This is a genomic window from Thiomicrospira microaerophila (assembly GCF_023278225.1).
Classification (GTDB): Bacteria; Pseudomonadota; Gammaproteobacteria; order Thiomicrospirales; family Thiomicrospiraceae; genus Thiomicrospira; species Thiomicrospira microaerophila_A.
Genome location: NZ_CP070959.1, coordinates 293,980 through 319,630, shown reverse-complemented (window position 1 = coordinate 319,630; position 25,651 = coordinate 293,980). Strand labels below are relative to the sequence as shown.

General features: G+C 45.7%; 16 protein-coding genes. 2 read left to right on the top strand and 14 right to left on the bottom strand.

Annotated features, from left to right (window positions below; all coding sequences use genetic code 11):
• Together coaD and rsmD are read right to left on the bottom strand one after the other, a co-directional pair.
• Positions 1-480 carry a pantetheine-phosphate adenylyltransferase gene (gene coaD / locus JX580_RS01520; RefSeq protein WP_248851034.1) on the bottom strand — a complete coding sequence of 160 codons (480 nt, stop codon included), beginning with the start codon at positions 478-480 and terminating at the stop codon, positions 1-3.
• On the bottom strand, positions 477-1,100 hold the full coding sequence (rsmD, locus tag JX580_RS01515) for a 16S rRNA (guanine(966)-N(2))-methyltransferase RsmD (RefSeq protein WP_248851033.1): 624 nt from the start codon (positions 1,098-1,100) through the stop codon (positions 477-479). Before rsmD ends, coaD begins: the two co-directional genes overlap by 4 nt.
• Positions 1,101-1,194: 94 nt before the next feature.
• Here rsmD and coaE point away from each other — a divergent pair, with 94 nt between their 5' ends.
• Positions 1,195-1,830 (top strand): dephospho-CoA kinase, encoded by a 636-nt coding sequence (gene coaE, locus JX580_RS01510; protein WP_248851032.1) that lies wholly within the window; start codon positions 1,195-1,197, stop codon positions 1,828-1,830.
• Positions 1,831-2,123: 293 nt separating this feature from the next.
• Here the strand turns inward: coaE and JX580_RS01505 are convergent, their stop codons facing one another.
• The 3 genes from JX580_RS01505 to secA all read right to left on the bottom strand — a co-directional run bounded on the left by JX580_RS01505 (position 2,124) and on the right by secA (position 7,222).
• Complete coding sequence (locus JX580_RS01505; RefSeq protein WP_248851031.1) at positions 2,124-3,062, bottom strand: Nudix family hydrolase; 939 nt, start codon at positions 3,060-3,062, stop codon at positions 2,124-2,126.
• A 73-nt stretch (positions 3,063-3,135) separates the two neighbouring features.
• Positions 3,136-4,359: a bifunctional glutamate N-acetyltransferase/amino-acid acetyltransferase ArgJ gene (gene argJ / locus JX580_RS01500; RefSeq protein WP_248851030.1), complete on the bottom strand. Its 1,224-nt coding sequence runs from the start codon at positions 4,357-4,359 to the stop codon at positions 3,136-3,138.
• A 133-nt stretch (positions 4,360-4,492) separates the two neighbouring features.
• On the bottom strand, positions 4,493-7,222 hold the full coding sequence (secA, locus tag JX580_RS01495; protein ID WP_248851029.1) for a preprotein translocase subunit SecA: 2,730 nt from the start codon (positions 7,220-7,222) through the stop codon (positions 4,493-4,495).
• Positions 7,223-7,301: 79 nt separating this feature from the next.
• Between secA and JX580_RS01490 the strand changes: the two genes are divergently transcribed.
• On the top strand, positions 7,302-7,718 hold the full coding sequence (locus JX580_RS01490; protein ID WP_248851028.1) for a DciA family protein: 417 nt from the start codon (positions 7,302-7,304) through the stop codon (positions 7,716-7,718).
• Position 7,719: 1 nt separating this feature from the next.
• On the opposite strand, the gene lpxC is transcribed toward JX580_RS01490, so the two are convergent.
• The 9 genes from lpxC to JX580_RS01445 form a co-directional block, all read right to left on the bottom strand.
• Positions 7,720-8,631 (bottom strand): UDP-3-O-acyl-N-acetylglucosamine deacetylase, encoded by a 912-nt coding sequence (gene lpxC, locus JX580_RS01485; protein WP_248851027.1) that lies wholly within the window; start codon positions 8,629-8,631, stop codon positions 7,720-7,722.
• Positions 8,632-8,651: 20 nt separating this feature from the next.
• Positions 8,652-9,902 (bottom strand): cell division protein FtsA, encoded by a 1,251-nt coding sequence (gene ftsA / locus JX580_RS01480; RefSeq protein ID WP_248851026.1) that lies wholly within the window; start codon positions 9,900-9,902, stop codon positions 8,652-8,654.
• A 29-nt stretch (positions 9,903-9,931) separates the two neighbouring features.
• Positions 9,932-10,633: a cell division protein FtsQ/DivIB gene (locus tag JX580_RS01475; RefSeq protein WP_248851025.1), complete on the bottom strand. Its 702-nt coding sequence runs from the start codon at positions 10,631-10,633 to the stop codon at positions 9,932-9,934.
• 4 nt (positions 10,634-10,637) lie between these two features.
• A complete protein-coding gene (locus tag JX580_RS01470; protein ID WP_248851024.1) occupies positions 10,638-11,555 on the bottom strand; it encodes a D-alanine--D-alanine ligase in 918 nt (305 codons plus the stop codon).
• Positions 11,552-12,940 carry a UDP-N-acetylmuramate--L-alanine ligase gene (gene murC, locus JX580_RS01465; protein WP_248851023.1) on the bottom strand — a complete coding sequence of 463 codons (1,389 nt, stop codon included), beginning with the start codon at positions 12,938-12,940 and terminating at the stop codon, positions 11,552-11,554. Before murC ends, JX580_RS01470 begins: the two co-directional genes overlap by 4 nt.
• 95 nt (positions 12,941-13,035) lie before the next feature.
• Positions 13,036-16,725, bottom strand: a complete 3,690-nt coding sequence (locus JX580_RS01460; RefSeq protein ID WP_248851022.1) for a response regulator — start codon at positions 16,723-16,725, stop codon at positions 13,036-13,038.
• A complete protein-coding gene (locus JX580_RS01455) occupies positions 16,726-18,786 on the bottom strand; it encodes a response regulator (RefSeq protein WP_248851021.1) in 2,061 nt (686 codons plus the stop codon).
• Positions 18,786-21,422, bottom strand: coding sequence for a putative bifunctional diguanylate cyclase/phosphodiesterase (locus JX580_RS01450; protein WP_248851020.1), 2,637 nt, complete (start codon positions 21,420-21,422; stop codon positions 18,786-18,788). Before JX580_RS01450 ends, JX580_RS01455 begins: the two co-directional genes overlap by 1 nt.
• Positions 21,422-25,609 carry a PAS domain-containing protein gene (locus tag JX580_RS01445; RefSeq protein WP_248851019.1) on the bottom strand — a complete coding sequence of 1,396 codons (4,188 nt, stop codon included), beginning with the start codon at positions 25,607-25,609 and terminating at the stop codon, positions 21,422-21,424. Before JX580_RS01445 ends, JX580_RS01450 begins: the two co-directional genes overlap by 1 nt.
• Between the last annotated feature and the right edge of the window lie 42 nt (positions 25,610-25,651).

Below are 25,651 nucleotides of genomic sequence, written 5' to 3'. Positions count from 1 at the left end.
TCAAGCAAACTTCGCTTGAATCGCACTGGCTACTTCCGGATGAACAAATTCGGAAATATCGCCTTGTAAAGCGGCAATCTCTCTAACTAAACTCGATGAAATATAACTAAACTGTTCTGCCGGAGTCATAAACATGGTTTCAACATTGGGCGCTAATTTGCGGTTCATCGACGCCAATTGAAATTCATACTCAAAATCTGATACTGCCCGCAAGCCCCTTAAAATAACCTGACCCTGCTGCTGTTTAACAAACTCCACCAATAAACAATCAAAACCAATTACCTCAACATTTGGATAACCCTCACAGGCAATCTGTGCCAAATGGATTCGTTCTTCCAAGCTAAACAACGGCGTTTTGTTACGATTATTAGCAACCGCAATAATCAAGCGGTCATAAAACTGCGCCGCGCGTTTAATCAAGTCAGAATGACCGCAGGTAATCGGATCAAAGGTTCCGGGATAAATGGCCGTAATACTCATTTACTCGCTTCTCTTTTTAATTCATGTTTAAAACGCCATAAGCCAAGCCTTGCCTGAGAGGTCGTTTTTTCACGATACAACTCAAACTGACTTAAACAAGCTTCTGGCCAGGCCAGTGTTTTTTCCTGCTCAATATACAACCAAGATGGATAATGCCTTCCGGCTGCTAATAAAGTCTGAAGCGTAGGTTCAACCAAACGCTGATGAAACGGAGGATCAATAAACACCAGATCAAAAGAAATCTGTTCATTTTGATTTAACCAGGCCTGGCTGTCGATATTAAACACCTGCGCCTGCTGAGTTTGAAGTAGCGCACAATTCGACGATAACTGCTGCGCTACTCCAGGGTTTTTCTCGATAAAGACAACCGATGAAGCCCCGCGTGATAAGGCTTCAAGCCCCAACGCACCGCTGCCGGCAAACGCATCCAAACAGCGCGCGCCCGCAATCTCAAACTGCAACCAATTGAACAGGGTTTCACGCATACGATCAGACGTCGGGCGCAAACCATCCTGTGACAAGACCGGCAACTTGCGCCCCCGCCACTCACCACCAATAATTCGGATCATGCCTAACGCATGCTTTTGTTGCTTGTTTAGCTTTTTGCCAGGCCGACTCATGTTAAACCCAAGATTAATCCAATCAGCGCTATTCTAACATGCTCAAGGTTTCATGCTAAGATTGGCATCGGATCAAATATAAAGGTAAAGCCAAGTGAAGAGCAGACCCTCTCAATTAAACAACCAAGTGATTGGCGTCACCGGAGGCATTGGCTGTGGTAAATCCGCAGTCTGTGATTATTTTGCTGACCAAGGCTATCCTGTCATCGACACTGATTTGGTTGCCAAACAACTGGTCAGCAAGGGACAACCAGGCCTGGTTGAAATCATCTCGCTAGTCGGTAAAGGCTACCTAACCGCCCAAGGCGAACTAGATCGAAAAAAACTCGCCACGGTTTTTTTTAGCCAACCGCAACTAAAACAACAGATTGAAGCGGTTCTACACCCCATGGTCAGGCAAGCGGTGCGTGCACAAATCGAACAACTTAAACCGCATCATCGCCTTATTTTTATTGCGGTGCCGGTACTCCAACAACTCAATCAACCTGAATACCAAATTGACCATGTGCTACTGGTTGAATGTGACACGCAACAGCAAATAACTCGGGTTCAACAACGTGACCAACGCAGCGCAGAACAAATCCAACAGATCATCCAACAACAAGCCCCCCCCGCACAGCGCCTCGCAATCGCCGATTCAGTTATCAACAACAACCGCGATTTAGCCCATTTACACACTCAAGCCAAGGCTTGGCTTTTTAAAATTATTCAGGATAGAATAATTCCATAAACTCACAATTTAAAAACAAACTAGCGGACTATTTGCTCGACATTTCAAAACTCGTATTTCTGGGGTCGTGCTAACGACAATACTTGAGTTTGACGACACACCAAAACTGGTTCTTCTGAGTATTGGTGTTTATACAAGCATTATCATCGCCTTAATTGGTTTTGTACTTATGGAGAAAAAATAACATGGAAGCACTTTCTTATACAGTGGTTTAGCGATCGTTTCCACAATCGCTTTAATAGTATTACTTTGGAAACAGCCCTAAGAAAAAAATCGCACCCAAAAGATTAGGGTTAAATCGGTTGCGGCCAAAAACCGGAAATCGCGGCAACACCTTGTGCGCCTTGCTTTTTCGCCTCGGCACGATCAAGATCATTTAAACCGCCGAGCGCGAAAACCGGGATTGGCATGGCCTGCACCATGTCAGCAAATCGCGGCCAACCCAGGCCTGGTAATCCAGGATGTGAACTTGTCGGTTTAACCGGCGACAACAAAACAAAATCGGCCTTTAATTCCAGCGCCTTGGCAAGCTCCACCGCATTATGGGTGGATACGCCCAATAACTTATCCTGCACAATCGGACGTTCAGTCAGCGCCATGATTTCAGTCGAGGCGAGTTGAATGCCATCGGCTTGCGGTAAATCTGCCAACCAATCCAGCTTGGCATTCAACAATAACTTCGCACCATGACCATGACAAAGCGGTAACATGGCTTGCGCTAGTTCAATATACGCCGATTTATCCAGCCCTTTAGCACGCAATTGCACCAGCTTAATCCCTTCTGAAAGCGCCGCTTTTAACCGTTGAAGCGCATCCTGTGCGTCATGAAAGCCACCAGTAATTAAATAACGATCTGGAAGTTGCAGTGCGCGCACGATACCTTTATTCGCCACTAACATCGCGCGTTGATCCAATTCATCAAGCGGACACCATTCAAACGCGTGTCCCTCATGCGCGTGCAAGTCACCGCGGGCCTGCTCCGTCACAAATACATGCAGCTGCACTTGCACCTCGCCATGATCCCAAGGATAGCTGATTAAAGGTTGCCAATCCGTTGTCTGCAAGCCGGTTTCCTCGGCGAACTCCCGAATCAACGCCTGCTGCGGCGTTTCTCCGGCTTCGAGCTTTCCCCCGGGAAACTCCCACTGCCCGGCAAACGACTGACGTGCCAAACGCTGACAAATCAACACCTGTTTATCTTTTATCAAACAACCGACTGCGACCTGAATCATCTTCTCCATCTCCAAACAAAAAAGGCACGGACATGCCTTAACATGCCGTGCCTTAGATTAAAACGCATAGAACCTAAGAGCGGTATTCTGCGTTAATCTTGACGTAATCATACGAAAAATCGCACGTCCATACTGTTTCACTCGCCTGACCACGATTCAGCTCAATACGCACTGAAATTTCTTCGTTGTTCATCACCGCTTGGCCTTGTTGCTCGGTGTAATCCGCCGCGCGGCCGCCATTACGCACAATACAAACCCCACCCAAGAAAATCTGTAAACCATTGATATCCAAATTTTCGACACCGGCACGCCCAACCGCAGCTAAAATCCGCCCCCAGTTAGGGTCAGATGCAAACATCGCGGTTTTAACTAACGGTGATAAAGCAACGGCTTGCGCCACTTTTAAACATTCCGCTTCTTCACGTCCACCATTAACCTCAACGGCGATAAACTTGGTCGCCCCTTCGCCATCACGTACAATCATATGCGCCAGTTCAGTCATCACCGCATCAATTTCTTGTGCAAACTGCTGATAAGCGATTGAATCCGCCTCGGTAATCTTTGGCATATCCGCCTGCTGCGTTGCGCTTAAGGTACAGGCATCATTGGTCGAGGTATCACCATCCACCGTAATACGGTTAAAGGATTTCTTCACCGCCGCTTTTAAGCATTGATCCAACAACGGCTGGCTGATTTTGGCATCGGTCACCACAAAACCAAGCATGGTGGCCATATTCGGATGAATCATACCAGAGCCTTTTGCCATACCGGTGATGATGACATCATGGCCGTCAATCGAAACCCGTTTGCTTACCATTTTCGGCACAATATCCGTCGTCATAATGCCAGCCATTGCCTCAGCCCAGCCATCAATCTTACGATTCGCCAAGGCATCAGGCAAACCGCGCTGAATTTTCTCCATCGGCAAAGGTTCACCAATCACACCGGTAGAAAAGGGTAGAACGGCTTCCAATTCACAACCGATTTCATCCGCCAACCATTGACAGGTCTGACGGGCATTCAGCAGGCCTGGCTCACCGGTAGCCGCATTCGCATTACCGCTATTAATTAACAAGGCGCGGGGCTGGGTTTTCGCCAAATGGGCTTTTGCCAGGGTGACCGGCGCAGCACAACACGCATTGGTGGTAAAGGTCGCCGCAGTGATTGAGCCTTCAGCTAACTCAATCACCACCAAATCGGTTTTACCGTTTTTTTTAATTTTAGCTGCCGTTGCGCCTAAATAAGCCCCAGCAACAGGATGAACCTGCGGCAATTCATTTGAAAGTCCCACTGGCATAATGCACCTCTGTACATAAAGGAAAAAGAAATAATCTACCCATTCACCAAGCTCAACAACCCTAGCGTGCGTCGCCTTGAGCTCCTGCGCTCGGCGCACAAGGCGAAAGCACCTCTAAGGATTTCCAGCTTAGTTAATTTAATTTACCGCAACACTGTTTGTATTTTTTACCCGAACCACACGGGCAAGGATCATTGCGCCCCACTTTTGGTACCTCACGGCGGAAGGTTTGTGCCTTCTCTTCCTCCGAACCTTCCGGTATAGCTTGCGATGCCATGCCTTTATCGGCATCCGGGTGAATCGCTTCTAACTCTTGTTTGGCCTCTTGTCGCTGCTGTTCTTCAAACGCGGCAACATCTTGCTGGTTATGTAACTGCACCAATGACAGCATTTTGACAGTTTCACGTTTGACTTCGCCTAAGAAGCCTTGGAAAAGTAATGCCGATTCACGACGATATTCTTGGAAAGGGTCTTTTTGCGCAAAGCCGCGCAAATGAATCCCGCGACGCAGGTAATCCATTTCCGCCAAATGCTCACGCCATAGTTTATCAATATTGCGCAGCAGAACTTCTTTTTCAAAATGGCCTAGGGTTTTTTCGTCCACCACTTTCATCTTGTCATTGTAATGGTCAATAATCGCCTGCAGAATTTTTGCGCGTAACGTTTCCTCATACAGCGACTTATCTTCTTCTAACCATTGTGCAATCGGCAACTCTACGCCAAACTCTTCATGCAATGCGGTTTGCAACTCTGGAATACGCCACTGCTCGTCCAAACTGCCCGGCATAATATAGTTATCAATCACGGTATTGACGACGTCTTCACGCATTAACTCAATCGTTTCACGAACTTCTTCGCTCTCCATTAACTCATTACGCTGTTGATAGACCACCTTACGCTGTTCGTTGGCTATATCATCAAATTTCAGCAGGTTGGCACGTTCATCCTGATGCAAACGCTCAACCTGTTTCTGCGCGCGTTCAATCGACTTGCTAACCATCGGATGCTCAATCGCTTCACCTTCTTCCATGCCCAAACGGCGCATCATGTTTTTCACTTTCTCTGACGCAAAACGACGCATCAAGTTATCATCTAACGACAAATAGAAACGGGTCACGCCTGGATCACCCTGACGACCGGAACGCCCTCGTAACTGGTTGTCGATACGGCGTGACTCATGACGCTCTGAACCAATCACTTTTAAACCACCTAACTCTAATACCTTGTCATGACGTATTTGCCAGTCGGTTTTAACCTTCTCAACCTGCTCAGGGGTCGGGTTTTCACCCAGTTCTTCGATTTGAGTTTCTAAATTACCGCCCAACACGATATCCGTTCCACGACCGGCCATATTGGTGGCAATCGTGACGGCACCCGGCATACCGGCATTGGCAATAATATGGGCTTCACGCTCATGCTGTTTAGCGTTTAATACTTCATGCTTGACCTTGGCTTGGTTAAACGCATTCGACAGTAACTCAGACATTTCAATCGAAGCGGTACCAATCAAAATCGGCTGACCGGTTGCATGGGTTTGTTTTACGTCTTCAACGATCGCATTAAACTTGCTTTGCAAGTCCAAAAACACCAAATCGGTCAAATCTTGACGTAACGGCGTTTTATTCGGCGGAATCACCACCACTTCCAAGCCATAGGTCGAAATAAATTCACCGGCTTCGGTGTCGGCCGTACCGGTCATACCGGAAAGCTTGCCATATTGACGGAAGTAGTTTTGAAAGGTAATCGACGCAAAAGTCTGACTTTCATGTTGAATATTGACGCCTTCTTTCGCTTCAACCGCTTGGTGCAAACCTTCACCCCAACGACGGCCTTGCATTTTACGCCCGGTATGTTCGTCGATAATCACGACTTCGCCATTTTCAACGATATAGTCACGGTTTTTTTCAAACAATACATTGGCACGCAACGCGGCATTAACGTGAATCATCAAGCCAATATTGGTGGCGTCATACAAGCTTTCACCTTCATTCAACAAACCCGCCTCGGTGAGCATGTTTTCAATTTTTTCATGACCCTCTTCCGTTAAGTAGGTCTGACGTGCCTTTTCATCAACGGTGTAATCGCCGGTAGTGGTTTTTTCTGTTGTATCTTCTTCACCACGCTCTAAATGCGCAATCATCGGATTAATTTTCTGATAAATTTCGGCTTTGCTTTCATTCGGGCCTGAAATAATTAACGGCGTTCTCGCCTCGTCAATTAAAATCGAATCCACCTCATCGATAATCGCAAAGGCTTGACCACGCATGACTTTCTCTTCTTTATAAATCGCCATATTGTCGCGTAAATAATCAAAACCAAACTCATTATTGGTGCCATAGGTAATATCCATCGCGTAGGCAAGTTGTTTTTCCTGATGGCTTTGACCACTGACGATGACCCCTGTGCTCAAGCCTAAAAACTCATACAGCCGCCTCATCCATTCAGCATCACGCTTCGCTAGATAATCGTTAACGGTAATCACATGCACACCCCGACCGGCCAGTGCATTCAAATAGGCACCCAATGTCGCTACCAGGGTTTTACCTTCACCGGTACGCATCTCAGCAATACGCCCATCATTAAGCGCCATACCGCCAATCATCTGAACATCATAGTGACGCATACCAAATACCCGCTTACTCGCTTCACGCACTACCGCAAAGGCTTCAGGCAAAATATCATCGAGTTTTTTACCCGCGACTAATGCCTGCTTAAACTCTTCGGTTTTGGCTTTTAATTGTTCATCAGACAGGGATTCAAAGGTGGGTTCAAAACTATTAATCAGCGCAATGCGCTTTTTATACTGCTTTAATAAACGCTCGTTACGGCTGCCAAACACTTTTTTTATAATACTTGTAAACATAGGTTGTCAATATCCAACGGATTTCTAGGTTAAAATTGGCTTTATTCTAACACAGTAAAGATAAATTCTACCTACTCAAATGATGAAACATAGCCTAGAACAACCAGGCCTGGCTAAACTTTTTCAGCAGGCTGAGTTATACCAAGCTCTGCAAGAACTGGCTCAAGCCGAACTGCCTGAACAGCTTGCACCGCACCTCATTGGTGTCAGTATCGAACAACACACCTTGATCTGCCTGGTAAATAACCAAGCCTGGGCAAGCAAGCTGCGTTTTTTTGAACAGAACCTATTAGCCTGTTTTCAAAAAAACCTACCTCACTTAAAACTTAACCAAGTTGCGTTTAAGCTACTATTAGACTTTAAAGAAAACAAAACACTGAAAAGAAGCGCGAACCGCCCGGATAATGAAAGTGCACAACAAATGCGAGAAATGAGTAAAAACTTGCCAGAAAAATTGGCAAACGCGCTGACCAAGCTTAGCCAACGCGCTAGGTGAATCAAATTAAAACTTTACTGCTACTAAAGTCAATCGGTGTCGGCTGATCGGGATCTAACGTCACAACTTCATAAGCATCCGGCTGTTTAAATAATTCTCGTAACAGGTGATTATTCAAAGCATGACCTGATTTGTGGGCCGTAAACTCACCTAAAATGGCATACCCCGCCATAAATAAATCGCCAACGGCATCCAAAATTTTATGGCGCACAAATTCGTCCTTATTACGCAGGCCTTCTTTATTCATTACGCCGGAATCATCTAGGCCAATGGCGTTATCTAAACTCGCGCCCAATGCCAAATGCCGCTCACGCAACATCTCCATATCACTCATAAATCCAAAAGTTCGAGCGCGACTTACCTCTTTAAAATAAGAAGTTGAAGAAAACTCCAGTGTCATACTTTCAGCCGTTTGCTTAAACGCAGGATGATTAAATTTAATCGAAAAATTTAACCTAAAACCCTCATAGGGCTTAAACTCTGCCCAACCACCCAACTCATTCTCAACACGAACTGGTTTTTTAATACGTAAATATTTTTTTCGGGCTTCCTGATACTGAATACCGGCGGATTGTATCAAAAAAATAAAATGCGAAGCGCTGCCATCCATAATCGGCACTTCATCAGAATCAAGATCAATATAAAGATTATCCATCCCCACACCGGCAAGTGCTGACATCAAATGTTCAATCGTGGCGATTTTAGCCTCACCACTGCGAATAGTGGTACACAACATCGTCTCACCAACAATATCTGCTGACACTTTAAATTCAACCACCGGATCTAAATCCACACGTCGAAATATAATACCGGTATCCACCGGAGCAGGCCGCAAGGTCATCAAAGCTTGATGACCGGTATGCAAGCCAACACCTTTGGCTTTTATCGGGTTCGCTAGGGTTCTTTGTTTCACTCTACTTTCTACTCAAAACATTAAAAACTTTTATTAAACCAGTCTTTCATCCGGTTTAGCACATTTACTTGATTCGTCAAGGGTTGACTCGGTTGAGACTCGGCAGAATAGTGCCCATGCTCACGCGCATACATTAACAAGCCAACCGTGGTTGCATAGGCTGGGCTAATCACCTCTTCTTTAAGGCCGGTGACTTCATGCGGAATCCCCAAACGAACAGGCATATTAAAGACCTCTTCCGCCAACTCAACCGCACCCTCAACCAAGGCACTGCCACCAGTTAACACCACACCGGCAGCGATCATCTCCTCAAAACCCGAACGACGTAACTCGGCTTGAATCAATTGAAACAGCTCCTCATAACGAGGTTCTACCACCTCAACCAGGGTTCGACGAGAAAGGCAACGCGCTGGACGATCACCTACACTCGGCACTTCAATTTCTTCATCCTGAGCAATCAGTTGCGGCAGCGCACAGGCATACTTGCGCTTGATATCTTCTGCAGCTTGGGTTGGGGTGCGTAATGCCACCGCGATATCATTCGTGACCTGATCGCCCGCTACCGCAATCACCGAGGTATGACGAATTGCACCTTGATAAAACACCGCAATATCGGTAGTACCGCCACCAATATCGACTAAACAAACACCCAATTCCTTTTCGTCTTCAGACAACACCGACTCACTCGAGGCCAACTGCTCAAGAATAATATCCTCAACCTTAAGACCACAACGTTGAACACACTTGGTAATATTTTGCGCAGCACTGACCGAGCCAGTTACAATATGCACCTTAGCTTCCAAACGGACACCTGACATACCAACAGGTTCACGAATACCGTCTTGATTATCGATCATGTATTCTTGAGGCAGAATATGCAGCACCTTTTGGTCACCCGGAATAGCCTGTGTACGCGCCGCATCAATCACGCGCTGGATATCCTCCTCAGTCACTTCTTGATTGCGAACCGCGACCATGCCGTTAGAATTAAAGCTTTTAATATGGCTGCCTGCAATACCAACATAAACAGATTGCGCTTGGTAACCAGACATACGCTCGGCTTCATCAATCGCGCGCTGAATCGACTCAACGGTAGAGTCAATATTGACCACCACGCCTTTTTTAAGACCGCGAGACGGATAGGTGCCCATACCTAAAACCTCGATATCACCATTCGCCTTAATTTTACCGACAATTGCTGCAATCTTAGACGTACCTATATCTAAGCCAACAACAATACCTGAATTTGATGTTACTTTTTTCCGCGTCATATTCATCTCTTTTTGAGCGTAAAATTACCTTAACCCTTGGAAGGTAGAATAATTGCAAACCCGTTTGTATTTCTTAAATCAAAACCCAATGCGGATTCTACCCGTTTTTCATCAACTAATGGATAAGCGCGCACAAAACGCTGAATTTTTGATGACCAGTTAGCCTGATCAACAATCAACATCAAGCCATTATCCAATTGAATGGTCAACACACCATCAATGTTTTGGCGCAAATCAACAATCATCCAACCAAAAGGGGCTAATAACGGAGGAATCTCGTTAAGCAAATTAAGCACCCCTGGCACCTGTAACAAGTCACCATCAAGATGAACCAACGAATCGAATTCAACCAGATTTTGCGGTTGAAAAACCACCCCATCAGCGGTCACTAAACTTTGCTCACCCCATCTAGCAATCGGCTGATGTTCCCGAATCTTTATTTTTAAATTTGCCGGCCAATAGCGTTGAACTTCAGCAGACGAAATCCAGGCCAAGTTTTCAAGCGTTTGCTGCAAGGCCAATAAGTCAACTTTCCAAAAACCTTGGGCAAGAAAAGGGTAGAGTATATCATCCACTTCATCAAAACTGACATAGTCTAATGAGTTTTCAATACTATAGGACAAAACCCTTGGCGAAGTGTTTTTAGACTGCAGATAACCATAAAAAATCAGACTGACTAACAAGGCTATGCCTAGCAGTCCCATCACTTTTTTCACCATCTGTGCAGACATTCTATTAAACACTAGACAAAGACGAACGGAGAATCTCTAACACCAACTGATCAAAACTGATTCCAGCTTGCTTGGCCGCCTTCGGAACCAAGCTTTTCTCTGTCATGCCCGGCACGGTATTTAACTCAATCAACCAGGCCTGGTTATTATGATCCAACATCACATCCATTCGCCCCCAACCTTCAGCACCAAGAGTTTTAAAACCATCCAGCACTAGCTGATTGATCTGTGACTGAACAGCCTCTGGCAAGTCACACGGGCAAATATACTGGGTATCATTCGCCTGATATTTAGCATCAAAATCATAAAAATCATGACTGGTTTTGAGTTCAATGGCAGGTAAAATCTGACCATTCAATAGCGCAACAGTAAACTCGCGCCCCTCAATAAATTGCTCAATCAAAACCTCAGAATCAAAGGCTCGCGCTTCTTGAACTGCATCCTCTAACTCAGCCAAGTTATATACCTTACGCATTCCGATACTCGAGCCTTCATGACTCGGCTTAACCATCAGAGGAAAACCTAGATCTAAAGATTTTAAATCTAACGCCTGCTCTGGTGACGCATAAGCGAAGCCTGGCGTTGACAACCCGGCTCCACGCCACACCCACTTGGTGCGCAGCTTATCCATCGCCAAGGCCGAGGCGGCCATCCCACTTCCGCTAAAAGGCATATTCAACGACTGTAAAATCGCTTGAACTTGACCATCCTCACCCCAACGCCCATGCAGTGCGATAAAAGCACGATCAAAGCGGCTTGCAATCTCTACCAACTGCGTCAAACAGGTCACATCAAAAGCCTGAGCTTCCACACCGGCCGCAAGCAAGCCCTTCAGCACCGCTTGTCCACTTCGTAAAGAAACCTCCCGCTCAGCGGCAACCCCGCCCATCAGTACCGCAACGCGACCAAAATCCTGTTTCATTCTGCCCCCCGTTCCTGCCAGATTTTTGCCCAAGCACCAATATCACCCGCGCCCATCATCAACACCACATCCTCGTCCTGTAAGAGATCAGCAGCCAAATGATCCAGCTCATCAAAATCATCAACCAACACCAGATTCTGTGCGCCACGTAACCTCATTGCCTGAACCAAGGCTTTTGAGTCAAAATTAGGCAAAGGCGTTTCACCCGCCGGATAAACCTGGCTTAGAATCACCAAGTCCGCCTCCATTAAAGCATGCACAAAATCTTCAAATAAATCCCGCGTTCGGCTATAGCGATGAGGCTGAAACACCAAAACAACCCGCTTATCCTTAAAGGCACTGCGTGCAGTTGCCAAGGTCGCTTGCAACTCGGTAGGATGATGGCCATAATCATCCACCAAGGTCACCGACTTTTCACCGATCAAACGATTAGCATAGACCTCAAATCGACGGCCAACACCGGCAAATTCAATTAACGCCTGCTGAATGGCTTGCTGGTTGACGCCGACTTCTAATGCGACTGCAATCGCGGCCAAAGCATTTTGAACATTATGTCGCCCCGGAATATTTAACACCACCTCAAACGCTGGCAGATCCTTAGTCAAAACACGAAAACGACTGCGCAGACCCAGTGCCTCAACATCGACAGCCCGAACATCCGCCTGCTCATCAAAACCATAGGTACGGGTTTTTCTTGGCAAATCATGTAACAGGTCTTTGATATGCGGATCATCCAAACAAACCACTGCTAAACCATAAAACGGTAAACGGTTCGTAAATTCGATATAGGTATTAATCAAACGAGAAAAGTCACCTTGATAGGTTTCCATGTGATCCATATCAATATTAGTGATCACCGACATCATGGGCGTAAGGTGCAAAAACGACGCATCAGACTCGTCGGCCTCAGCAACCAAATATTTACTCGAACCTAGACGAGCATGAGTACCCACCTGATTGAGTTTGCCACCAATCACAAAGGTCGGGTCTAAACCGCCCTGGGTTAAAATGGCCGCAGTTAAACTGGTGGTCGTGGTTTTGCCATGCGTTCCGGCTATTGCAATACCAAAGCGCATCCGCATTAATTCAGCCAGCATTTCTGCACGAGGAATCACCGGAATACGCTTCGACTTCGCCCACTGCACTTCTGGGTTATCGGATTTAATCGCGCTCGACACCACTAACACATCCGCCGTTTGCATTAAGCTGGGATGATGATCAAACTGAACTGAAGCACCCTGAGCTTGCAAACGGTGGATATTGGCATTAACCTTAACATCTGAACCCGACACATCAAACCCAAGGTTCAAACAGACCTCAGCAATACCGGCCATGCCAACGCCACCAATGCCGACAAAATGAATTTGTTTAACTTGCTCTTTCATTAACGCCCACAAAACTCAAGACTAAATAGCGTTTATGATAGCAAAAATCCCACTAATGAAAAAACTATATCTACATCGACCAAAAGAATATCCTGCTAAAGCACACAGATTCGGTTGCGCCCTTGCTGTTTAGCTTGATATAAGGCTTCATCCGCCGTTTTCAACATCTGCTCAGCCTGCTCATGGTTTTGTGCCCAACCGGATACCGCACCGACACTGACCGTGACATGATCGGCCACTTCAGAATACGCATGTTGAAGCCGAAGTGATGCGATGCTCTGGCGCAACTCCTCAGCAATACGTTGGGTGCCTCGTTGCCCGGTTTCAGGCAATAACACCACAAACTCCTCACCACCATAACGTGCCAACAAATCACCCGGACGACGAATTACCGATTGCAAAGCCTGAGCCACTTTCTGCAAACAAATATCACCTTGCCCATGTCCATAATGATCATTAAACGGCTTAAAGAAATCAATATCTAACATAATCAAACCCATAGGTTTTCCGCTGCGCGCTAAGCGCAGGCTTTCTTTCAACAGGGTTTCATCAAACTGGCGACGATTCGCAATATGGGTTAAACCATCAACATGCGACATCTCTTCCAACAAGTCGGTTTTCAACTTCAATGCCAAATGATTACGAATCCGTGATTTTACAATCGGCAAATGGAAGGGTTTAGAAATATAGTCCACCGCGCCCATATTTAACCCCTTTTCTTCATCATGGCGCTGATCCAAAGCACTCACAAATACGACCGGAATATTCGAGGTTTTCGGATCATTTTTAAGATGATGACAAACCTGGTAACCATCCATATCCGGCATCATAATATCGAGCAGCACTAAATCTGGCTGGGGCTCAGACCCGGCCAACTTAATCGCTTTTACGCCTGAATTGGCTAATAACAACACATAATCATCTTTCAGTCCGTTTGCCAAAACTTTTGCATTCGCAGGTTCATCATCAACAATCAAAATTCTCGGTTTAGAGACTTGCAACACTTTTTCTGCTTGCTGCTCAGGTTCTACCAGGCCTGGTTGTTCCATCATTGTTTTTGCCGCTTGCTGCATGGCTTGATCTCGGTCTCGTGTTTTACTGTACAGTTCATAGTCCAAATATTGCTTCATCACATTTTTGAGTTGATTAATATCAATAGGTTTAGCTAAATGCGCATCCATCCCGGCTGCTAAGGCTTTTTTTCTATCTTCAACCATCGCAGCAGCTGTCAAAGCCACAATCGGTAAACCCGAATTAAACTCACGTATGGCGCGTGTTGCTTGGTAGCCATCCATCACCGGCATCTGAATATCCATTAATACTAACTTATAATCCTGCTGCCTCACCGCTTCAAGCGCAAGCAAACCATTGACAGCATAATCCAGCTGCACATTGAAATCTGCAAGTAACTCAGCCATTACCTCACGATTGATATCATTATCTTCAACCACCAAAATTCGCTGCCCCTTAAACCTCAAATTTTGGCCGTCACCGCCAACACCTAAAAGCGGCAAACGTTCAAGCTGGTTAATCGCATTAAAAAGATGAGAAGGACCAAAAGGCTTATGAATAAACGGATAACGATCCTCACCCGACATGGCTAACTCAGCTTCATCATGCGCACTCAGCATCAACAAGCCGGGCAAATCAGTCTCATGACCCGACTCTAAGTAAAGCTGCTTAATCTTGCGCAAAGCGGACAAACCATTCAATTCTGGCATTTCCCAATCCATCAGAATCACACGATAAAATCTTGCGTCATTCAAATGTTCAGCCACCCTTTGAATAGCCTGCTCAGCGTTTTCCGCTTCGTCCACTTCAAACTGCCAAGACTCTAAGATTTCACGCAAAATTGCCCGACTAATCGGTTGATCATCAACGACCAACGCTCGGCATGGCGCAGGGTCACACTCAAAATGGTGAAGTCTAGCCTCAGTAGCCGCTGTTGCAATCGGCAAGGTCAAGGTAAAACTAAACAAACTGCCCTCTCCCAAGTTCGACTCAACCTGAATATCACTCCCGCCCATTAAATGCACCAAACGCTGGCTAATCACAAGCCCTAAACCTGTACCGCCATGCTTACGCGTAATCGAATTGTCCGCTTGCATAAAGGCACCAAATAAACGCCTAACTTGCGCCTCAGTTAACCCAATACCTGTATCACGCACCGCAAACACCAAAGTCACTGTACCATTGGTTTTTTGCAGTACGCGGATGCACAACTCAATTTCACCTTGCTCAGTAAACTTAACCGCATTCCCCATTAAATTGGTTAAGACCTGCGTTAAACGCAATTGGTCACCAACGAGACTTGTCGGCACATCCGGACGCAAATGAAACGCCAACTCAACACCTTTTCGCACCGTCATATCACTAAACAACAGACTTAACTGATCCAAAACATCATTCAGCATAAACTGCTTATGCTCGATTTCTAAACGCCCGCTTTCAATTTTAGAAAAATCCAATACATCGTTAATGATGCCAAGCAATAGCTTGGCCGAACCATGAATCTGACCTACTCTGCGCTGGTTTTTTTCTGGTAAAAAATCATCGTGAACCATAATCTCGCTTAAACCAATCACCGCATTTAACGGGGTACGAATTTCATGACTCATATTAGCCAAAAATTCAGACTTAGCTTGATTGGCATGATCGGCAGCAATTTTAGCTTTTTGAAGATCGCTAAGGGTCTGCTCTTGTTTTGCCAATAAACGATTAAATGCGCTGATTAAACGCCCTAGTTCATCATCCCGCGCAATATCAATTTTCAAACCAAGAGGAGGCTCTGAAGACACCATCGCATCAACCTTCTTGGCATAGTCCTCCAAAGGCCTCAACAAGCGAGATAAAAATCGATTGGTTAAAAACATCGTAACCAACATCAATAACGCCAACAAAGCGACAAGATGAGATAACAAATTCGCCACAGGAGCAAACAACTCTTGAGTTTCAATTCGATGCACAACCTTCCAAGAAAAACCGGGAATATCCGCACTACTAAACATAAAACGATAACCATCTTGGTTGCTGGCAAAACCTGATGAGTTGCCATTAATCACCGCAGCAAGGCATTGACATTTCTCGGCATGTTCTGATAGCGGGGTGAAGATTAATCCACTATCGTAGGCTGAAACAATCAAGTCATTTTCTACGTCAATAACAAAAAAACCGCCTAATTGCTGATATGTATTACGCTGCCCAAGCTCTAGCAAAAAATTATCCTGCTGTAACAGCGTAACCCCAAATAGCACACCCACCACCTGACCAGAGGCATCCGCTATTGGAACCGCAATATTAAAAATCGGCTTGCCCATAGCTTTACCCAGGATAGGCGGCGTAATCACCACTTCACCATACTGCAACACCTGCTGAATAAAAGGGCGATTTGATACATCAAACCCGACACGACCATCAACAATCGGCGAATCAGTCACGATCATGCCTTGACGATCCACCACAATCAAACCATTATTAAAAAAACCATGTAATCGAACACGACTGTCTAACAAGGCCTGCAATTTTTCAACCGGCAAAAGCCCACTTTCACCCGCAAGCTGAGGCGCAAAATTTAGCAGAGTCTTTAAACGGTCACTCATCTCCAGTTCAATCATACTGGCTAATGCATGATTGGCGCGTTGCTGCTCCTCAAGCAAACGCTGCTTACTATCTTGAAAAACAATCCAGCTTACCAAACCGGTAATCAAAACAAACAAACCTAACAGCGTTAACTGCGCAAAAATGATCACACGTTGTTTTAAGCTATGACGCAATAACATCACCATTTAATTTTCCTTCAAGTCCTTAATAGCTTTACCCGGCAAATAACGCGCCAAAGCCGCAAACAATAAACGATTATCTACAGGCTTTGCCAAGTGCTCTTGCATCCCGGCGACCAAGGCTTTTTGCCTGTCCTCAACCATCGCTGCGGCGGTTAAAGCAACAATCGGCGTTTCTTGATCAAATTGCCTGATGGCCAAGGTCGCCTGATAACCATCTAGCACAGGCATTTGAATATCCATAAAAATCATATCAAACGTTTGTTGCTGCGCCAGCTCTACCGCTTGTTGACCGTCTGAAGCCAATACGACTTCTAATCCCAGCTTTTCCAATTGAGCTTGTGCGACCAACTGATTAATTTCATTATCCTCCACCAATAAAACTTTGCCAGAAAAAAACTTAGCTTCCGGCACATTCTGATCAGTGATTAAATCTTGGCCCCCAAGCACATCTGATTTTTTTTGCCAGCGACAAGCGAATTGAAACGAAAAAGTTGCACCTTGCCCCGGTGAAGATACCAGCTCAATCTTTTTAGCGCCTAAAGCCTGAACCAAACGCTGGCTAATAACCAAACCCAGACCAGTGCCACCAAACTTACGGGTAATCGACTCATCCGCTTGACTAAAGGGTTGAAACAACCTTGCTTGCTGTTCAGCGTTTAAGCCAATGCCGGTATCGCTGACTGAAAAACTTAACCAGGCCTGCTGGTCATCCAGTAGCGTTTGTTCAATTTTCAACACTACCTCACCCTGCTCAGTAAACTTTAACGCATTACCCAACAGATTCATCAAAACCTGCCGAATTCGCGCTTCATCTGAGCAAAACTCAAGCGATGAATCCAAATGAATATCCAGCTTTAATCTAAGCCCTTTTTTGCGCACCATCGGGCCAAATAAATCAGCCAGCGGACGCACCAGCTCTCGCCCGCTAAAAGGCTTTTGTTCTAAAGTTAACTTGCCCGCTTCGATCTTTGATAAATCTAAAATGTCATTCAAAATAACCAACAGCATTTCTGCTGACCGATGGGTTTTTTGCAGCAAGGTCTTACGCTTGTTCGCATCGGTTTCATCCTGCGCCAATTCACTCAGCCCCAAAATACCGTTTAACGGCGTACGAATTTCATGACTCATATTCGCCAAAAATGCCGATTTAGCATGGCTCGCGGCCTCTGCTTGGGCTAAAGCCTGCTCTAAAGCCAGCTGCTGCTGGCGACGCTGTAACAATAACAAGCTAATAAACAAGGTGGGCGCGCTCAAGAGTATGGCTAACAGCCCAAAAAACAAGGTTAAACCAAGCGCATTCGGTGCTGCCTTAGACCAGCCCTGCACTGGAACCGCCGCAATTTGCCAATGGCCATGAGGTAAGTTCACGGTTCGCGTCACCGGTTGCTGAGTTAACAAACCCGCATCACCATAAAACACCTCACCTTCTGCTCCGGTTCCATCCAGACCTCGAATTAACAACTGTAATTCACTGGCTTGAAGGCCTGCAGCTTGATATACCAAATCAACCGGCATCACAGAAGACACTAACCCCCAAAAAACTTCCTCGCCCTGCTGTTCAATAAACACAGGAAAACGCGCAATAAAACCCACTCCGCCCTGCAATAAATTGACCGGACCGGCCAACACCAAGGCACGCGCCTCTTTCGCCCGCAATGCTGCCTCGGCCTGCGCCGGTATCTGCTGATAATTCACGCCGACAATCGCCTCGTTACCCGCGTAGGGATACATATAACGCACTGTCAGATCAGGCGCGGCCGCAATATTTTGAATAATCGGATAGTCATCAATCAGCTGACGAGCAAAGGCATCAAACTGCTCAATCGACAAATCAGGATATAGGCGAATATAAGCGGTCAAACCCTCAATCCGACTGGCACTACTGTGAATCACACTCTCAAGCTGGACTCGAAGCTGACCTAATGCCTGCTCAACATGAGAGCGCTCCATCGCCAAGGCCTTTTGCTTAGCATGTTCTAATTGAACCAAGCCTGCAATCACCACCGCCACCAACACCAATAAAGCAGGCAAACCATAAAACCCATGACGCAAATTCATCGCCATCAATGTCCTTGGCAAGAGTTAAGCTTAATAAAGTCCTGCGCCCTGACAGGAGGACTACACAAAAAGCCCTGATAACTATCGCAACCCTGCTCCACCAACCAAGCAAGCTGAGCCGAATTTTCAACGCCTTCGGCAATGACTTTAAACCCTAAATTGTGCGCCATTTTAATAATGATTTTAGCCAACTGCTGGCTTTTTAAGTCTGTAACCACCTCGTCAATAAACTGCTTGTCAATTTTAAGTTTGCTCAACGGCAGGTTGCGTAAATAAATCAGTGACGAATACCCGGTACCAAAATCATCCATCGCAATATGCACCCCGAGTTTACGCAAACGTTGCATCGCCTCAATTGCTTGTTCTTCATGACGCATTAATCCTGACTCAGTTAACTCAAGCTCTAATAATTCAGCAGGATAACCAGTTTGTTTCAGCACCCTTTCAACCTTATCGACAAAATCAGACTGTTGCCACTGCAAAGCCGCTACATTCACAGCCAACATACGCCGTGGCGCACCCTGTGCTAACCATTCTGCTCCCTGTACCAATACTTTATTGAGCACCAGCTCACCCAATTCAATAATCAGACCAATTTCTTCACAAATGGGTATAAAATAACTCGGTGAAACCATCCCCAACTCAGGATGATGCCAACGAACTAAGGCTTCAGCTGAAATAATCTGACGACTACGCACATCTACCTGAGGCTGATAGAACACCTCAAACTGATCTTGTTTAAGCGCCTGCTTGAGTTGCGACTCCATAATCAAACGTTCTTGCGCCTGCCTTGTCATATGCGGCTCGAAAAACAAAAAGCCTCCACGGCCTTCAATCTTGGCTTGATATAGCGCGGTATCGGCTTGTTGAATTAACTGTTCGCCACTGATCGCCGGGTCTTTGAGGAGTGTAATCCCCACTGTCACCCCCAAACTTAACTCCGAACCATTGCTCAGTTTAATCGGTGAAGCCAAATCTCGAATTAACTGGCTGGCGATCCGAGCGGCATCTTCCGGATGCTGCAATTCATCCAACACCAAGGTAAATTCGTCCGCCCCAATACGCGCCACGGTATCGGTTTTACGCCTGCCATGCTGCAGAACCTTCGAGACCTCAACCAATAGTTCGTCACCCAAAGCATGACCATAACTATCATTAATCGCTTTAAATCGATCAATATCTAACATCAACACCGCTAAATGTTCACCCATAGCCGGCCGCCGAGAATGATGGGACAAGGCCTGCTGTATATGCACATTTAACAACCGACGATTAGCCAGACCCGTCAAAGGGTCATGATGGGATAAATAGTCCAGCTTTTGTTCCGAATGCTTAAGCTTAGAAATATCGGCAAATACCCCGACATAATGGGTGACCTCGCCCTGTTGATTATTTAAACTGGCAATACTTAACCATTCAGCAATCAATTCACCGTTTTTTTTGCGATTCCAAATCTCACCTCGCCAGTGCCCGGTTTTTTGAATGGTATGCCACATACTTTGATAGAAATCTTGATCGTGTCGGCCAGAACGCAAAATATCTGGGGTTTTACCTAACACCTCACTCGCCTGATAACCCAAGAGTTCGCAAAAGGCATTATTCACCATTTCGATTTTACAATCCGCATTGGTAAGCATAATCCCTTCACCGGTATTATCAAACACCGATGCCGCCACCTTCAAACTGTCGAGCACTTCTCGCTCTCGAACCTTAGCGCGCTGATAAACCAATACCCCCAAGCTCAACAACATCATGCCAAACACCAGCGCCATTAAAAAACTTTGCCAGACTAACGGCGCGAGCAATGCTGCTTTTTCAACTTGAGAAATCACACTCCAACGCGGTGTTTCCAAACTATTGCAATAAATCCAAATCGCTTGACCCTTTTCATTTTGACACCCCAACTGGCTGCTTTTTAAGCCTAATTCTTTTTGCTTCCTAAGTCCCTGATAGCCTTCTAATGGCGTGTGGCGATACTGCAACCCCTCTTTCACTTGAACCGGTGTTTGTGCAAACATGCCCGCCTGATCAAAACGCACCAGCAGGGATTGTGGAGATGGCAGCAAACTTGGCCAAGTCAGCATTAATGGATCAATGAAATCACGGGGGTCAATATGAAAAACCAACACAGCAAGGGGTTGATAGACATTGCTCTCTGACCAGATCGGCATCAACATACCCAAATGTCGATAGCCATGATCATCAATAAAAATATCGGTAAACATAGGCTGATACTGGAATCGTAATCCTTCGAACTGATTTTGTGTCACAGTGGGAAGATGTTTAAACTTATCACCCGCATTGATCAACAAGTCTCCGTTGAATTCATGCAAGCTAATCTGTCCATAGCCTTTAGCATCTAAAAACAATCCCAGCCGATTTTTTAATCGTGTACGAGCCGCTGCATCCTTAAAACTTGCCTCAACCAGCTCAATAAAAATAGTGTTTTCTGCAAGGACTTTTGCATCTGCTCGGCGCTCACTCAGCCAATGATTAAGCTGTTTGGTTTTTAACTCGTTAACCGCTTGCAGCTCCTTATAGGTCGCCTGCTCTAATTGTTTAAACTGCCAGTAATAGCTCAATGCACCCAATGCGAGCACTAGCAATAAACCTAAGCCAATCAGACTTTTTAAACGCATCATCAAACGCTGGTCTCCTTATCGACAGCAAGCCCAGGCGGTAACCCCTGAATCACACTTTTTAATGGTGCTAACGCCGATTCAAATTCAAAATTATCCAAATGACTTCTTACCTCTAACCAGGCCTGGTTGTTAGCTAGTGCTTGATACTGATCGAGCTGTTTCAACTCGTCATCATCAATATACTCACTATTTTCAACTCGCTGCAATAGCGTTTCAAGTTGAGTGATTAATAGATCACTGGTATCAGGCTGATCGGCCACCTCACTAGAACTAATGACCGTTTCAGCGCCGGAGGTTAAGTCGGCTAGTGCCTGCTGACTAGCTCTAAACACCTGAACAAACTCCTTTACAAACCCAGAGCTGGGTCGCTGATTCTGCTTACATAGCATATCGAACTGCTGGCTCAGCCTAAACAAGGCCTCTACCGCAAGATTGCCTGCTACGCCTTTTAAGGCGTGATTGATCGACTGTAACTCAGACCAATCAACCGTGGTCTGAGGTTCCTTCATCAGAGTGGATAGTGCTTCTGGTAAAACGGCATACTCCTGTTGCATTTGCTCAAGCAACTTAGCTAACAGCTTATGATATAGAGCTTGATTACCATTTAACTGAGCCAATCCCTTTTGATGATTAATCAACGGCCAGTGCAGTGAGTTATCTTCGGGGGTTGCCTTGTGGTTAAGCTTTTCAGACACGACATCTGCTTTTAAGTACTGACCCAACAAATCCACTAACTCGACTCGATCAATCGGTTTACTTAAATGATTGTTCATACCTACCGCCAGCGCTTTACGCTTATCTTCGATCATCGCTGCGGCGGTCAATGCTATAATCGGCGTATCCTGATCAAACTCACGCACTGCGCGAGTCGCCTGGTAACCATCCATCACCGGCATTTGAATATCCATTAACACCAAGTCAAAATGCTGGTGCTTGATTAAATCCAACGCCAACTGACCGTTTTCAGCCAAGGTCACCTGAAGCCCCAAATCCTGGAGTTGCTGAAGCGCCACTTCCTGGTTGATTTCATTATCCTCCACCAGCAAAACATGTCCAATTAACCGAACCCGATCTTCAGCTGTACTCGCATTTTGTTTTAACAGCAAAATTTGATCTGAACTAGCCAGCGCTACCGGCAAAACAAAACGAAAACAACTGCCTTGCCCCAAGGAAGATTCGACCTCAATAGGCCGCCCCCCCATTAATTCAATCAGTCGTTCGCTAATCACCAGCCCCAACCCTGTACCGCCATGCCGACGTGTGATACTGGTGTCGCCCTGGCTAAAGGCTTGAAACAAGCGCTTCTGGTGTTCTTCGGACATACCAATACCTGTATCTTTGACTTCAAAGCCCAACCAGGCCTGCTGCTGTTCATCAATATATTCAAAAAGCCGTAAACTTACTTCACCCTGTTCGGTGAATTTAATTGCGTTACCAATCAGATTAATCAAAACTTGGCGCAGGCGTAAAGCATCCGCAACAAAGGCTTGATGCTGCAACGCCTTGCTATCTAGGTTAAATTGAATCGGCTTTTGCGCTAGACTCATTGCAAACAATGACGCCAAACCATCTACCAATTTACAGACAAAAAACGGCTGCGGGTCTATTTCCAGCTTACCGGCTTCGATTTTTGAGAAGTCTAAAATATCATTGATAATACCCAACAATAATCGCCCTGAGTGGTAAATCTTATCCAATTGCTCATGCAGAATCTCAACATCATCCTGCTTCATCGCCAGCTCACTCAGGCCGATTATTCCATTCATCGGCGTGCGAATTTCATGACTCATATTGGCTAAAAATTCAGACTTGGCTTGGTTCGCCGCTTCCGCCTGTTGTTTGGCTTGCTTTAACTTATCTTCAAGTTCAATTTGCTCGGTAATATCCTGTCCAACCGATTGGAAATATTTAACCTGACCTTGCTCATCAAAAAACGCTTGCGTTGTCCATTTGACGTGTCGAATCCGCCCCTTACCATCCATCACTTGGTTAATATTAACGCCGGTAGGGTGGTCAATCGTGCAAACAGTTAAGGCTTCCAATGCCTCCTCTTTAGCCGGTGATGGCAGGCTGTCCGCCCAACGCATCCCCACCATTTGCTGTGGCTTTATACCAAAAAAATCTGCCATGGTTTTATTAGCGTAAATCGTTGTCGTATCCGGTAAAAAACGATTAATAAAAAACGGATGCTGTTCAACTAAATTCAGATAAAGCTCAGTTTGTTCTTTCAGGGCGAATTCGGCTTGTTTTTGCTCGGTTATATCTTGGTGTGTACCGGCTATCCATTCAGGCTTACCATCGTCTGTCCAGCTAACGACCTTACCCCGATCCAACACCCATACCCAGCCACCGTTTTTATGTCGCATTCTGGCTTGCACTTCATAATGGTCCTTATCGCCATTAAAGTGTGCCATCAATTGTTTTTCAGATTCCGCAAGGTCATCCGGATGAGCAAACGCCATCCAGGTATCAATGGTTGTCGGTTGCAGTGTGTCTAGTTGATAACCCACAATCTGTGCCCAACGATCATTAAAAATCGTCTGCCCGGTTTGCACATTCCATTCCCAAGTGCCAACGCCGGTACCCCATATAATATTCTCAAATCGCTTGCGTTCTAGGCGCAGAGTTTTCTCCGCTTGCTTAGATGCGTTGATATCAAGATGCACCCCCATCATTTCAATCGGTTCGCCTTGCGGGTTGGTTTTGGTTACCCTACCGCGCCCCTGTAACCAGGTCCAAACACCGTCGGCATTTTTGAAACGAAACTCTACAGTAAATCCCTTGTGCGCGGCCATTTGCTGTTGAATGGTTACAAACATCTTCTCCCCATCCTCAGGATGCAGCTTAGATTGAAATGTCTCAAGAGTAACGTCAAAAGCTTGCGGAGCATAGCCCAGTTGTTTAAACGCCTGATCTGACCAATTAATATGGTTGGTTTGCATATCCCAAACCCATAAACCGGTTTCCGACGCATCAAGCGCCAACTCAAGGGTGGCCTGGGTTTTCTCGGCGTGATTTTTGGTTTCAATTAACTCAGTTTGATCCAACAAATAACCATAAACACTTGTTACATTACCGTCTTCATCATAGCTAGGCCGCGTGTAGTCATAAACCCAGTGAACCTGTCCCTGCTTGTCGATCACTCGGTAGGCCTGTTTTAAATAATCCACTTTATTGGCTAATGCCTGCTCTAACTCGGTGGCGGTTTTTTCAAGGTCATCCGGATGCAGAAGCTGACCAAACTCAAACCCCTGTTGCATCAGCTCTTCCGGCGTATAACCTAAGATATCTTTAACATTGTCGGACACAAACTTTACCGGCCAATAGCCCTTAGGTTCCCAAATAAACAACAACACCGGGCCATTTTTAAATAGTTCACGCTCGGCCTGCAAATGACGTTGTTGCTCGTCTAGTAGGTTACGCCACTTTTCATACACCAAGGCCACCAGGTCTTTTTGATGCAACAAGCCGACGACCTTGTCTTGAGAAGTGACCACCAGGCGTTTAAGCTTTTTTTCTCGGCTAAAAGTTAACGCCTGTTGCAAGCTAACCTGGCCATCAATCGTCACCAAGGGCGAAACCATAATCTGTTTAATCGGGCTATCAACTGCGTGGTTTTCAGCAATCGCATGGGTAATGTCTTTTTGAGTCACAATCCCGATATGCTGATCTTCAGCATTACGAATTAAGGCCGAGTTATGCTGTTGCTCATGCATTAAAACCAACACGTCTTTGATACTAGTTTCTTGATCTAGGCTTAAAAAATCAGCGAGATGCACCAGATCATTAATCCGTTTGAACTCCGATAAATAATGGGGATCGAGGTGTTGCGCCATATCGGAATAGCTGACAATGCCGCTTAAGTTTTGGGCTGAATCCAATAAACAAAGATATTCAAATCGGCCTTCTTTAAGTGCATTTAGGCCATCAATCACACTGGCATCTTGATGAATACTGTTAATTGCTTGTAAGGATATTTCGGCGAGCGGTACAGAAAAGTCAATTCCTTTTAAGCGTAGCGCAATCAGTTCTCGCGCCGTGATCATCCGCAAACCCTGTTCACCGGTAATCACCAGATCACGCAATGAGGTTTGATCCATAAGATTGACCGCATCCTGAATCGAATGGCTATCAGCAAGGGTTACCACGGAGTGAGTAGAAATTTGTGATAATTTAGGAAAAAACATGCGCAACCTCAGGAATACAAAATCCGTCAAAATAAATATTAT

Bases quoted from the DNA above. Each gene is read 5' to 3' on its own strand.
- murC (WP_248851023.1), bottom strand. From the start codon at position 12,940: ATGAAAGAGCAAGTTAAACAAATTCATTTTGTCGGCATTGGTGGCGTT.
- rsmD (WP_248851033.1), bottom strand. From the start codon at position 1,100: ATGAGTCGGCCTGGCAAAAAGCTAAACAAGCAACAAAAGCATGCGTTA.
- JX580_RS01490 (WP_248851028.1), top strand. From the start codon at position 7,302: ATGATGAAACATAGCCTAGAACAACCAGGCCTGGCTAAACTTTTTCAG.
- JX580_RS01455 (WP_248851021.1), bottom strand. From the start codon at position 18,786: ATGGCGATGAATTTGCGTCATGGGTTTTATGGTTTGCCTGCTTTATTG.
- JX580_RS01445 (WP_248851019.1), bottom strand. From the start codon at position 25,609: ATGTTTTTTCCTAAATTATCACAAATTTCTACTCACTCCGTGGTAACC.
- JX580_RS01475 (WP_248851025.1), bottom strand. From the start codon at position 10,633: ATGTCTGCACAGATGGTGAAAAAAGTGATGGGACTGCTAGGCATAGCC.
- JX580_RS01470 (WP_248851024.1), bottom strand. From the start codon at position 11,555: ATGAAACAGGATTTTGGTCGCGTTGCGGTACTGATGGGCGGGGTTGCC.
- argJ (WP_248851030.1), bottom strand. From the start codon at position 4,359: ATGCCAGTGGGACTTTCAAATGAATTGCCGCAGGTTCATCCTGTTGCT.
- JX580_RS01450 (WP_248851020.1), bottom strand. From the start codon at position 21,422: ATGATGCGTTTAAAAAGTCTGATTGGCTTAGGTTTATTGCTAGTGCTC.
- JX580_RS01460 (WP_248851022.1), bottom strand. From the start codon at position 16,725: ATGGTGATGTTATTGCGTCATAGCTTAAAACAACGTGTGATCATTTTT.
- secA (WP_248851029.1), bottom strand. From the start codon at position 7,222: ATGTTTACAAGTATTATAAAAAAAGTGTTTGGCAGCCGTAACGAGCGT.
- ftsA (WP_248851026.1), bottom strand. From the start codon at position 9,902: ATGACGCGGAAAAAAGTAACATCAAATTCAGGTATTGTTGTTGGCTTA.
- JX580_RS01505 (WP_248851031.1), bottom strand. From the start codon at position 3,062: ATGATTCAGGTCGCAGTCGGTTGTTTGATAAAAGATAAACAGGTGTTG.
- coaD (WP_248851034.1), bottom strand. From the start codon at position 480: ATGAGTATTACGGCCATTTATCCCGGAACCTTTGATCCGATTACCTGC.